The organism is Pseudomonas sp. SDO5271_S396 (assembly GCF_054071795.1).
Map to the genome: position 1 here is coordinate 26,045 of NZ_JBSVWB010000025.1, position 12,056 is coordinate 38,100.

Annotated in this window: 9 protein-coding genes; 3 read left to right on the plus strand and 6 right to left on the minus strand. The window is 62.2% G+C overall.

What is annotated here, in order from left to right:
* The first annotated feature begins 29 nt into the window (after positions 1-29).
* Both ACW9IN_RS17530 and ACW9IN_RS17535 read left to right on the plus strand, forming a co-directional pair.
* A complete protein-coding gene (locus ACW9IN_RS17530; protein WP_457367067.1) occupies positions 30-1,154 on the plus strand; it encodes a polysaccharide deacetylase family protein in 1,125 nt (374 codons plus the stop codon).
* Positions 1,155-1,502: 348 nt separating this feature from the next.
* The gene (locus ACW9IN_RS17535; RefSeq protein ID WP_457367068.1) at positions 1,503-2,897 is read left to right on the plus strand and encodes a PhoH family protein; all 1,395 of its coding nucleotides are present in this window, start codon (positions 1,503-1,505) and stop codon (positions 2,895-2,897) included.
* A gap of 54 nt (positions 2,898-2,951) precedes the next feature.
* Here ACW9IN_RS17535 and ACW9IN_RS17540 read toward each other — a convergent pair whose 3' ends face one another.
* Genes ACW9IN_RS17540 through ACW9IN_RS17550 form a run of 3 tightly spaced genes read right to left on the minus strand, consistent with a single transcriptional unit; the run spans position 2,952 to position 7,597 of the window.
* A complete protein-coding gene (locus tag ACW9IN_RS17540; protein WP_457367069.1) occupies positions 2,952-6,014 on the minus strand; it encodes a MexW/MexI family multidrug efflux RND transporter permease subunit in 3,063 nt (1,020 codons plus the stop codon).
* Positions 6,011-7,162, minus strand: a complete 1,152-nt coding sequence (locus ACW9IN_RS17545) for an efflux RND transporter periplasmic adaptor subunit (protein ID WP_457367070.1) — start codon at positions 7,160-7,162, stop codon at positions 6,011-6,013. Before ACW9IN_RS17545 ends, ACW9IN_RS17540 begins: the two co-directional genes overlap by 4 nt.
* Before the next feature lie 21 nt (positions 7,163-7,183).
* The gene (locus ACW9IN_RS17550) at positions 7,184-7,597 is read right to left on the minus strand and encodes a VOC family protein (protein ID WP_457367071.1); all 414 of its coding nucleotides are present in this window, start codon (positions 7,595-7,597) and stop codon (positions 7,184-7,186) included.
* Between the two features lie 47 nt (positions 7,598-7,644).
* Between ACW9IN_RS17550 and ACW9IN_RS17555 the strand changes: the two genes are divergently transcribed.
* Positions 7,645-8,571, plus strand: coding sequence for a LysR family transcriptional regulator (locus ACW9IN_RS17555; protein ID WP_457367072.1), 927 nt, complete (start codon positions 7,645-7,647; stop codon positions 8,569-8,571).
* Here the strand turns inward: ACW9IN_RS17555 and ribD are convergent.
* The 3 genes from ribD to ACW9IN_RS17570 are packed head-to-tail and all read right to left on the minus strand — an operon-like array spanning position 8,550 to position 12,011.
* The gene (gene ribD, locus ACW9IN_RS17560; RefSeq protein ID WP_457367073.1) at positions 8,550-9,656 is read right to left on the minus strand and encodes a bifunctional diaminohydroxyphosphoribosylaminopyrimidine deaminase/5-amino-6-(5-phosphoribosylamino)uracil reductase RibD; all 1,107 of its coding nucleotides are present in this window, start codon (positions 9,654-9,656) and stop codon (positions 8,550-8,552) included. The genes ACW9IN_RS17555 and ribD overlap by 22 nt on opposite strands.
* Positions 9,653-11,356: a WD40 repeat domain-containing protein gene (locus tag ACW9IN_RS17565; RefSeq protein WP_457367074.1), complete on the minus strand. Its 1,704-nt coding sequence runs from the start codon at positions 11,354-11,356 to the stop codon at positions 9,653-9,655. The genes ribD and ACW9IN_RS17565 overlap by 4 nt, the downstream gene beginning before the upstream one ends.
* Positions 11,357-11,411: 55 nt before the next feature.
* Positions 11,412-12,011 (minus strand): GTP cyclohydrolase II, encoded by a 600-nt coding sequence (locus ACW9IN_RS17570; RefSeq protein WP_457367075.1) that lies wholly within the window; start codon positions 12,009-12,011, stop codon positions 11,412-11,414.
* Positions 12,012-12,056 lie beyond the last annotated feature (45 nt).

Genomic DNA, 12,056 nt, shown 5'->3' on the forward strand with positions numbered 1-12,056 from the left:
GCCGACGACTCTGGAGAGGGAGACCCCGTGTGCGAATAGCGCTTTTGTTGTCGGCTTGCCTGCTATGCCTGAATGCCCACGCGGCGCCGGTGGATGTGGCCAGCCTGGACCGTGGCACCTGGCCCGAAAAACTCGCCAGCCCGGCGCTGTTCGACGTGGCCTCACGCGCCGAAATCCTCATGTTCGCCCACAGCCTGCTGGCCAGTGAAAATCAGGATGAGGCAGCGCTCAAGCAGCGCCTGGGCCTGAAGATCATCAACCTGTCCGCCATCGACGACCTGCGTCGCCAGCTTTGGCAACGGTTGCTGGAGAACTACACCTTCGCCCAGCAGAGCTGCGAGGAAGACGCCTCGTTCTGCTACCTGGTGGAAAGCATGGACGACCTGCGCGAGCAGGCCGGCAAGTTCGAGGTCAGCGAGAACTCTTTCTATATAGGCTGGGCGGGCCCCAGCCACGTGTTTCATGAGCGGTATCTGGACGAATTGCTGCGCAAGGCCGCGCTGTTCCCGCAGATCAGCAGCGAAGTCGCGCGGTTCGGCGACCACGAGCGTAATGGCGACGAATTCAACGACCGCCTGTTTCTGCTGACCTTCGACGGCGGCCCCGCCCCGCTCAGCGGCAATACCGACTGGCTCACCGACTACCTGCGCAAGCAGAAAATGAACGCCACTTTCTTTGTGCTCGGCAGCAGTTTGCAGACCCGCGTGGAGCGCAGTTCCGCCGCCGATGTGCAGGCGTTGTACCAGGGCCAGTGCGTGGGCACCCAGGGCTGGCAGTATCGCTCCCACAGCCATTGGGTGGAGTGGCAGAGCTCGATTACCCGCAGCGCAATGCTGGCGCAGAACCTGATGCCGGAAAACTACGTGCCGCTGTTCCGCCCGCCCTACGGCCAGCGCCGCGCGGACAGCCAGGGTTTTTTCCAGTCTCAGGGTTTGCAGGTGGCGTTGTGGGACATCGACTCCCAGGACGAACCGGGCAAGCTCAAGGCCGATGAGTCGGCACAGCGCGTGCTGACGCTGATGCTGTTGTGGCGCAAAGGGGTGATTGTATTTCACGACACCCAGGACAAGGCGCGGGTCGCGTTGCCGATCCTGATGCAGGCTACGGCACAAAGTGGCCTGGGCTGGCAGGACTGCCGGGAAGCATTTCGTTAAAAAGGCGAAGTGCCCGGCCCTGTTGGGGATGAGGCATTTTTGGGGTGAATTATTGCGACAGTTCGATGCAGGCGGACTTCCGACTTTAACGGGGACGCTGGCACACGGCTAGTGCTATTCGTCATCCTGAAAAATAAACTTCAAAAAAGCGTCAAAGTGCTTTTTCCTGTCACAGGTTTTGCGGTATTACGAAGTCAGATCGCCGAAACCTGCAGCACAGGTGGCGTCTTCCAAGACTCCTTCGGTGGGCCCCGCACTTGACGTCACTCAGGTGCATTCGGCGGTCGATTCGAGGCGCAGCACCGCCCAGGTATTGCGTCGACTGGCTCCCACAAAAGGTGACCGAGTATGGATGATCATGGACGTAACCCTTCTTCCGACCAGCCAATCCTTTATGTGCTTGATACCAACGTATTGATCCACGATCCAAACGCACTGCTCAACTTCGAAGAACACCACGTCGCCATCCCGATGATCGTGCTTGAGGAGCTCGACAAACTCAAAAGCGGGCACCACAGCGTGGCCGCCGAATGTCGCCAGGCGATCCGCCTGATCGACAAGACCCTGGGCGAAGCTTCGCCCGAGGACGTTGAGCTCGGCGTGCCGATCCAGCGTGGCAAGGGCGGGCCCAAGGGGTTGCTGTCGATTCTGATGAGCAAGCACCACGAGCCCAACAGCCTGCTGCCGGAAAACCTGAACGACAACAAGATCATCAACCAATTGATCGACCTGCACGCGCGCGACAAGGACCTGCGTCTCGTGCTGGTGACCAAAGACATCAATATGCGCCTCAAGGCCCGAGCGTGTGGGATCGCGGCCGAGGACTACAGCACCGACCAACTGGTCGACGACGTGTCGATGCTGTCCCGGGGTTATCACATGATGACCGGCTCGTTCTGGGACCGCGTGAGCAAGGTCGAAACCCGCCAGGACCATGGCCGCACCTGGCACCAGGTGCAGCTGATCGACAACCTGCCGGCGGTGCATATCAATGAGTTCATCGTCGACGAACAGGGCTTCGTCGGCTGGATCAAAGAGATCCAGATCGACAAGCTGCTGATCCTCGACCTGCATCAGGAACCCCTGTTGCACCAGGAAGCCTGGGGCCTGAAACCGCGTGATATCTACCAGAGCCTGGCGCTGTACGCGCTGCTCGACCCGGACATCCACCTGGTCAACCTGACCGGTGCCGCAGGCTCGGGGAAAACCATCCTCGCCTTGGCCGCCGCCATCGAACAGACCATGGTGACCAAGCGCTATCGCCGCATCATCGCCACCCGCAGCGTGCAGGGCCTGGACCAGGAAATCGGTTTCCTGCCCGGCACCGAAGCGGAAAAAATGGAGCCGTGGCTGGGGGCGATCACCGACAACCTCGAAGCCTTGCACATGGATGACGAAAACACCCATGGCAGCGTCGACTACATCCTCAGCAAAGTGCCGTTGCAGTTCAAATCCCTCAACTACATACGGGGTCGCAGCTTCCAGCAGAGCCTGATTCTGATCGATGAATGCCAGAACCTCACGCCGCACCAGATGAAAACCATCATCACCCGGGCCGGCGCCGGTTCCAAAGTGGTGTGCCTGGGCAACCTGGCACAGATCGACACCCCTTACCTGTCCGCGACCAGCTCCGGGCTGACCTACCTGACGGAACGCTTCAAGGACTTTCCGAACGGCGTGCACATCGCCTTGCAGGGCGTCCCTCGTTCGATTCTGGCCGAATACGCCGAATCCCATCTCTAAGCTTCAAGCACAAAAAAACGGGCGCCCCGGGGCGCCCGTTTTTGTTTCCAGCCGTCAGCCTTGCTGCTCGACCAGTGCCCAGTCGACGGCGGGTTTGTGCGCCCGCGACATCAGCGTGTACACCGATGGCAACACGAACAGGGTGAACAGCGTGCCGACCAGCATGCCGATCACGATCACCAGGCCCAGGCCGAAGCGGCTGCTGGCGCCGGCACCCGAGGAAAACAGCAAGGGCACCAGACCGACGACCATGGCCGCCGTGGTCATCAGGATCGGCCGCAGGCGAATGCGCGCCGCGCGGATGATCGCCTGGGCCGGGGTGCAGCGGTGCAGCACCTGCAACTCGTTGGCGAACTCGACCATCAGGATGCCGTGCTTGCTGATCAGGCCGATCAGTGTCACCAGGCCGATCTGCGTGTAGATATTGACCGTCGCCAGGCCCAGCGCCAGCGGGATCAACGCGCCGCAGATCGACAGCGGTACGGTGATCAGGATGATCAGCGGGTCGGTCAGGCTCTCGTACTGGGCGGCCAGCACCATGTAGATCACGATCAGGGCAAACAAAAAGGTCAACAGCAGGGCGTTGCCCTCGTGAATGAACTGCCGCGAGTCGGCCTGCCAGTCATGGCTGAAACTCACCGGCAAGGCACGGCTGTGTTCCTGCAAAAACGCCACCGCCTGGCCCAGGCTGACCCCGGGTGCCGGGATGCCCTGGAAGGTGGCGCTGTTCTGCTGGTTGAACTGCGTGAGTTTGTTCGGCTCGATCACGTTATGCAGGCTGACCACGGTAGACAACGGCACCTGGCGGCCGGAGTCGGTGTCCAGGTAGAAGTCGTTCAAGTCCTGGGGCGTCAGGCGGCGCGACGCCTGGCTTTGCGGGATCACATCATAGGAGCGGCCTTGCAGGCCGAACCGGTTGGTGTAGTTCTCGCCGATCAGCACCGCCAGGGTGCTGCCGATGTCACGCATGCGGATGCCCAGGCTGTTGGCCTTGCTGCGGTCGATACGCACCTGGACCACCGGGTTGTTGAACGCCAGGTCGCTGTCGACCACCGCAAACAGGCCGCTGGCCCGGGCCTGGGTCTTGAGGTCTTCCATGGCCTGGTACAACGAGCGGTAGTCCTCGGTGCTGCGAATCACCATCTGCACCGGCAGGCCGCCCGTCGAGGCGGGCAGCGGCGGCAGTTGGAACACGAAAATCGAGTTGCCTTCCACCGCGTCCACGCGCTGCTGCAGCTCGCTCTGGATCGCGGCGGCGCTGCGTTCACGCTGGGCCCATTCAGTGAAGTTGACGCCGGCAAAACTGGAGGCCACGCCGTCGTTGCCATTGATGATCCAGGTGCTGACCGCTTCCGGCAGCTCACCGAGGATTTCGCTCAACTGGTAGGCGTAACGCTCGACGTAATCGAGGTTGGCGTGTTGCGGAGACTTGATGGCCAGCAACAGGTTGCCCTGGTCTTCGTTGGGCGCCAGCTCCTTGCTGGCGTGCCCGTACAGCCACGGCAGGCTGAGCAGCACCAGCGCGCCCAATAGCAGCATGGCCCCACGCACGCGCAGTGAACCCACCAAAGCGCGCTGGTACATGCGCGACAAACGATGGAAGAAGCCCTCGGCCAGCCGCCCCATGGTGCTTTCGCTCTCCTGGGTGGGCAGGAGCTTGGCGCACATCACCGGGGTCAGGGTCAGGGCGATGACCCCGGACACCACCACCGAGCCGGCCAGGGTCAGGGCGAACTCCTTGAACAGCGCGCCGGTCAGGCCGTTCATCAGGCCGATGGGCATGTACACCGCCGCCAGGGTGATGGTCATGGCGATCACCGGCGAGGCGATCTCGCGGGCGCCGAACAGCGCCGCTTGCAGCGTACTGCGGCCCTCTTTGACATGACGGTGGATGTTCTCCATGACCACGATGGCATCGTCCACCACCAACCCGATCGCCAGCACCATTGCCAGCAGCGTCAGCAGGTTGATGCTGAAGCCGAACAGCGTCATCAGCCCCATGGCGCCGAGTATGGACAAGGGAATGCTGACCACCGGGATGATCACGCTGCGCACCGAGCCCAGACACAGGTAGATGATCACCACCACGATCAGGATGGCTTCCACCAGCGTCTCGATCACTTCGATGATCGAGGCTTCGATGAAGTGCGCGGTTTCAAAGGCCAGCGCCACCTTGACCCCCGGAGGCAGGGTTTTCTCGATGCCCGGCAACAGACGCTTGATATCGGCCACGATCAGCAGCGGGTTGCCCTTGGGCGTCGCGTACAAGCCCAGGTGCACGGCCGGTTTGGCGTCCATCAGTGCACTGGTTTCATAGGCGGCGGAGCCCAGCTCGACGGTGGCGACGTCCCGCAGGCGGACCAGGTGATCACCGTCATTGCGGATAACCATGTCGCGGAAGTCTTCGAGGCTGATCAGGTCGGTGTTGACCTGGATCGACGCGATCACGTACTGGCCCTTGATCTGCCCGGGGGCGGCCTGGAAGTTGTTGTCGCGGATCGCCTGCTCGACCTGCGCGGCGCTGATGCCGTGGCCGGCCATGCGCTGCGGATCGAGCCACAGGCGCATGGCCAGGCGCTGGCCGCCGAAGGTCTCGACCTTGGCCACGCCGTCGATGGTGGCGAACAGCGGCTGCACCACGCGGCTGAGGTAGTCGCTCAGGGCCGAGGCCGACAAGCTGTCGCTGGAAAAGCCTACGTAAGCCACAGCGGTGGCATCGCCCGCCGAGCGTTCGATGACCGGATCGTAGGCCTGCTCGGGCAGGCGGTATTTGACCTGGTTGACCTTGGCGATCACATCGCTCAAGGCCTTGCTGGAGTCCTGGTTGAGGGCCATGCGCAGGGTAATCAGGCTGCGGCCCTGGACCGACGAGGAACTGACATAGTCCACGCCCTCCACGGAGGCCAGCGACTGGCTGATCGGTTGGGTCACGAAACCCTGCATCAGTTCGGCAGGCGCGCCGGGGTAGTCGGTGGTCACGGTGATCACCGAGCTTTCCAGCAACGGGTACTGACGCACCGGCAGGCCCAGGTAGGCCTTGAGGCCCGCCAGCATGATCAACAGGCTGACCACCAGCGCCAGCACCGGACGGCGCACGAAGAGATCGGTGAGTTTCACTGGTTTTCCCCGGCCATGGTCATGCCCGAGGGGCTGTTGCGCTCGTTCAATACGCTGTGTTCCAACGGTTCGATGGTGGCGCCGTCACTGAGCTTGATCTGGCCGGAAATCACTACCTGTTCACCGGGATGCAGCCCCTCGTCAATCACCACCCGGCCATCGCGGCGCTCGCCGGTCTTGACCAGCACGCGGCGCACGGTAGGCGCCGCGCCGGCTTCGGCGGGCGGCTGCAACACGAACAGGTCTTCGCCATAGGCGTTATAGGTCACGGCGGTTTCCGGCACGGTCAGGGTGTCGGCCGGCAATGTCTGGGGCAGGCGCACTTTGGCGAACATCCTTGGCAAGGCATTCTGGGTGGGCGCCTGGAGCTTCGCCTGGACACTCAAGGTGCGCGAGCGGTCCAGAAACGGGTCGATGGCACTGACCCGCGCGGTGAAGGTCTGCCCGGGCAGGGCGTCGAGCACGACTTGCAGGTCGCTGCCGACTTCCACTTGCCCCAGGGCTTTTTCCGGCACGTTGAAGTTGACGTACAAACCCTGGTCGCCCACCAGGTTGATCAGGCTGTCGCCCGGGTTGACGTACTGGCCCAGGTGCACCTTGCGGATGCCGACGGTGCCGGCAAACGGCGCGCGGATGGTGTGTTGGTCGATCTGCGCCTTGAGCTCCTGCAAGGCGCCCCGGGCGGTGGTGTATTCGGTCTGGGCATTGTCGAAGGCTTCGCGCGAGGTGGCGTTGACGCTCACCAGCCGACGCGAGCGCTCCAGCTTGACCCGGGCGTTCTCCACTTCACCCTGCAATCGCACGAGGGTGCCTTGCAGCGGCGCATCGTTGAGCTTGACCAGTACCTGATCGCGCTCCACCCGTTGCCCCGACTGGATCGGCAATTGCACGATGCGTCCGCCGACTTCGGCAGGCACGCTGACTTGTTGCACCGCCTCCAGTTCGCCGATCGCTTCGAGGTAACGGGTGAACGGGGCGCTGCTGGCGGGAGCGATGGCGACCTTGATCGGCGCAGCGCGGCTGGCGGCGACCGCCGGGTGGCTCCACTGCCACAGGCCCCACGCGAGGCCCAGCAGCAGAACGATGGCGATCAGCAGTGCGCCGGTGGTCCGAGAAACAACACGTCGTGGATGGCTGACGTGGCGCATAAGCGTCATTCCTTGCAGAGGTCAGTAGATGGGCCAGCAGCCCGGGGTCAACAGTTCGACGAGGTTGGCGTCCGGATCGCGGAAATAAACGCTGGAACCGCCCTTGGGCCACTCGGTGCGCCCCTCGATCTCGATGTGCGCTTCGTGCAGGCGTTGTTCCCATTCGGGCATGTCCTGTTTGTCCACGGCAAAACAGATATGGATCCGCCCGCTGGCATCGTGGGGCGGTATTTCTCCACCGCTCAGGTATTTGGTGTGCACGGAGGCGCCCCGTTTGAACAGCAAGAGAGTATTCTGCTGACCAACGTTCATTGCGACGAGTACGTTGCTCTCGACCATGGTCTCCAGTTGCAGGTGTTCGGTATAGAACCTCTTGGCCCGGTCCAGGTCATCTACGTACAACGCGGTTTCAATGATTCGTCTGAGTTGAGGCATGGGTCGCTCCTTGTGGGATGTCGCTCCCTGAAATGGAATTCAAAAAAATGGTCACAGTGTTATTGCGCAACATCGATTTGAACCTGTTGGTGGTGCTTGACGCACTGCTCACCGAAAAACACGTGACGCGCACCGGCACGCGCTTGCACCTCAGCCAGCCGGCGATCAGTCACTCGTTGAGCAAATTGCGGGTGTTGCTCGATGATCCGATCCTGATCCGCGAAGGCAACGAAGTCGCGCTGAGCGCCCTGGCGCAGAACATCCAGGGACCTTTGCGCGAGATTCTGAGCCAGGTCGAAACGCTGTTCGGCAAGTCCATCGACTTCGACCCCGCCAGCTCCCAGCGCACCTTTCATATGGCGATGTCCGATTACGGCGCCGCGATTGTGCTGCCGCGCCTGCTGGAGCGGTTGCGCCGCTATGCACCGAACACCACGCTGATGGTCACCCAGGGCAGCCGCCATGCGATGTTCGAACAGGTGGCACAGGGCAAGATCGACCTGGCGCTGGGGGTGTTCCCGCAGTTGACCACCGACGTGTCCATGGAGGTGCTGTTCGAAGAAAGCTTCTCCTGCCTCATGGACCGGCGCACGCTGCCCAAGGACGGTCTGTTGCGCCTGGAGAGTTACCTGGAACGTCCGCATATCCAGGTGTCGATGGACGGTGGCACCAATGGCGAGGTCGACAACCTGCTGCGGGCCGAGGGCCTGCGTCGACGTATCGTGGTGAGTGTGCCGCACTGGCGTACGGCACCGAGCATGTTGCACAACACCGACCTGATCCTCACCGTGGCCACCCGCACCCTGGATGAGGCACGGCACAACCCCGACCTGGTGCAATTGCCGCCGCCGTTTCATATCCCGCGCTTTCCGTTCGTGCAGATCTGGCATCAACGTTTCCGTGACGATCAGGCCCATAACTGGTTGCGCGAGCAGGTCAGGCAGGTGGTGACTCATACCGCATCCGCAAGTTGATCGGGGCGCAACCGCAGGCGTAGGTCGGGGCCCAGCTGGGTCACGTCGTAGAGGATGAAGTCCACGGAGTGCGCCAGGTTGTCCAGCGCCGGAAAGTGCACCAGCGGACGCGCCAGATCGCCCAGCAGACGTGGCGCCATGTACAGCAGCAACTCGTCCACCAGTCCGGCGCGCAGCAGGTTGCCGGCCAGCGTCGGCCCGGCTTCGACCATCACATCGTGCAGGCCGCGGGCGCTGAGCTGTTCCATCAGCGCATGCAGGTCCAGGCCCTGTTGGTCGCCTTGCAGGCGCAGTACACGTTCGTCGGACATGCCTTCCGGCGCGTGCCGTTCGTGCACCACATGCAGGCTTGGCGCCTGATCGTCGAACACCCGGGCGGTGGCCGGCACCCGGCCCTGGCTGTCGAGAATGACCCGCACCGGGGCGATGGCCTCGGCACTGGCCAGCTCACGTACGGTCAGGGATGGGTTGTCCGCCAGCACCGTGCCGCTGCCGGTCAGGATCGCAGCGCTGCGCGCACGCCAGTACTGCACATCGGCGCGCGCGCGAGCGCTGGTGATCCACTGCGACTGGCCATTCTGCAGCGCAGTGCGGCCGTCCAGGCTCATGCCCATTTTCAACTGCACCCAGGGCCGCTGGCGCTTGACCGAGGACAGAAACCCCCGGTTCAGCTCCCTGGCCGCGGCACTGAGCAGCCCCACCTTGACGTCGATGCCGGCCTCGCGCAGTTGCGCGATGCCTTTGCCGTCGACCTGTTTGAACGGGTCTTCGTGGGCGACCACGACACTGGCGATGCCGGCGTCGATCAGTGCCTGGTGACAGGCGCCGGTGCGACCGACATGGCTGCACGGTTCCAGCGTCACGTAGGCGGTGGCGCCCTTGGCCAGTGCGCCGGCCTGCCGCAGCGCGAACACCTCGGCGTGCGGACCGCCCGCACGCCGATGCCAGCCTTCGCCGACGATGTGCCGCCCGTGGGCGATCACGCACCCGACCCGAGGATTGGGCCAGGTGGAGTGACTGCCGCGTTCGGCCAACGACAATGCATGGTGCATGTGTTGAAAGTCGACTTCGCTGAAGTGGGTCATGGCAGCTGACGCCGTGCCGAAGCTCCTGTCGCGATCGGGTAGATGCGACCGTCATAGGCGCTGGCCAGGAACCCGCTGCCTTCGGCGTCGTGGGTCAGGCAGGAAATGCCGCTGGCGGTGATTTTCTCCACCGTGGTCCAGCAGCGCTTGGCCAGGTCGAACACCGCGACGGTGCCGCCGTAGCTGCCGGTGGCGATCAATTGCTGATCCTTGGAAATCGCGATGCACTTGATCGAGTGGGTATGCGGCGTGTCGTAGACCTCGTTGAACCCTTCCTGCCACAGACGCAGTTTCAAGTCGCGGCCGATGCTGGCAAAGCCGCCCTGGATTTGCGTGCAACCGTTGGAAATACGGTCATGGGCCTTGTCGAGGTAGGCCTCCAGCTCGAAGTCTTCGATACGGCAGAACGCCGCCGCCGCCGTGGCGCAGACGCTGAACAGGTATTTCTCGTCGGCGGCAATGCCCTTGATCGCGTTTTCGTGCATGCGCACTTCACGCAGAAACTGTGGGGTTTGCCCGTCCAGGTTGAAGATCAGGGCTTCGCCGGTGTAGGTGCCGATCGCCGCATGCAACTGGCCGTTGCGGGTAAAGGTGGTGCCGCAGTTCAGCGGTGAACGGTGCTGGTACAGGGTGTCGCCGGTCTTGGCGTCGAACACCGTGCCCATCTGGCCACCGGTCAGCACGCTGTCACCGAATGGCAGCAGGAAGTTGCACAGGCTGCCGGCACGGGTACTCGCCTGGCCGTTGATTTGCAGAATGCCGGCGTCGCCGATGCTGTAGATGTCGTTGCCCACCACGGCCACGGCGTTCAGGCTGATCGCCGGTTCGATGCCTGTCACATCCCATTGCTGGGTGCTGAAATCCCAGGTGGCGTAGCTGGAACCGAAGGTCACGAAGGCAATGCGGCTGTTGCCCAGCAGGGCGCAGCTGCGTGGCCAGATGATGCTGGGCAGCGAGGTCTGGGCCGTTTTCACCAGTTGGTTATCGGCGGTCAGTTGCCACAGCATCACGCAGCGGTCGTAGCTCAGGCTGACCAGCAGGCGTTGTGCGTCGTTCCAGACGATGCGTTTGATACCGGCGGCATGGGCGGGTTGCAGGTGGGTGCCCTGACGGCTGATGACCGAGATCTTGCCCTCGTCGTCACCGGCAAAGATGGTGCCTTCCTGGGAGATGGCGATGGTGTCGGTTTCCACGCCACCCAGGTCGATGGTTTCCAGTTGCTCGCCGGTGGCGGCATTCCAGCGACGAATGGTGCCGTCGTCGCTGCTGGAGACCAGGCTGTCGCCATCGGCCGCCCAGCACACGGAAATGACATCGGCTTCATGGCCGGTCAGGATCCGTTGAACCTGGCCGCTGAGGTTGAACAGGCGAATGGTGTGGTCACGGGAGCAGGTCGCGATGGTTTGCCCGTCCGGAGAAAAGGCGGCCATTTCGATGTCGTCGTCATGTCCGACCAGCACGCTTTTCAGGCGCAGCGACGGGATTTCCCAGACGCGGGCGGTGTAGTCGCTGCTGGCGCTGACCAGCAACGTACCGGTGGCGTTGAAGGCGCACTGGTTGGCCAGGTGGTCGTGGAGGACCCGCTGGATCGGCGTCTTGGTCTGGGCATCCCAGAGGATGACCTGATTGTCGTAGCCGGCGGTGGCGACATAACGATCGTTGAACGTTGCGATACCACTGATAGGGCCAAAGTGTCTCATGGTTCATTATCCTTAATGCAGAAGTGGGCGGTGGAAGTTGAACGGGGCCGCCGCATTACTTGATCAGGTTAATCAGGTGGTTTTTCTTGTCGACTTTTGCTTTTAGATAGTGAGTGTTATGCCGGGTGACAAACACGCCGGTCGGAATGACGTCGTCGACAATAATGTCGTTGTCTTGCAGCGCTTTGACTTTGTCCGGGTTGTTGGTGATGAGTTTGCAATGATGCACGCCCAACGCTTTCAACATATTGGCGGCCATTGAAAAGTCACGGTCATCTTCCGGGAAGTTGAGGTGCGTATTGGCCTCGAATGTATCCATGCCGGTATCTTGCAGGCGATAGGCATCCAACTTCGCATACAAACCGATGCCCCGGCCTTCCTGGCGCAAGTAGATCAAGTAACCGCCACTTTCCTGCATGCGCAAGATGGACTCGTTCAATTGCGGGCCGCAATCGCAACGCTGGGAGCTGAACACGTCACCGGTCAGGCATTCCGAATGAATGCGCACCAGCGGGCTGTTTTTATTCGGCGGGCCGAGTTTGATCACAATATGTTCGTGCTCGGTCTCTAAACCGCTGAAGGTATAAAAAGTGCCAGGGCAGGAACTATCGTCCAACGGGATATCAACATGGTTGCGTACACTAAGGCTATTCATCGCAATTCCTTCCACCCCTTAAAGGAGTGTGTGTTTGTTTTGAAT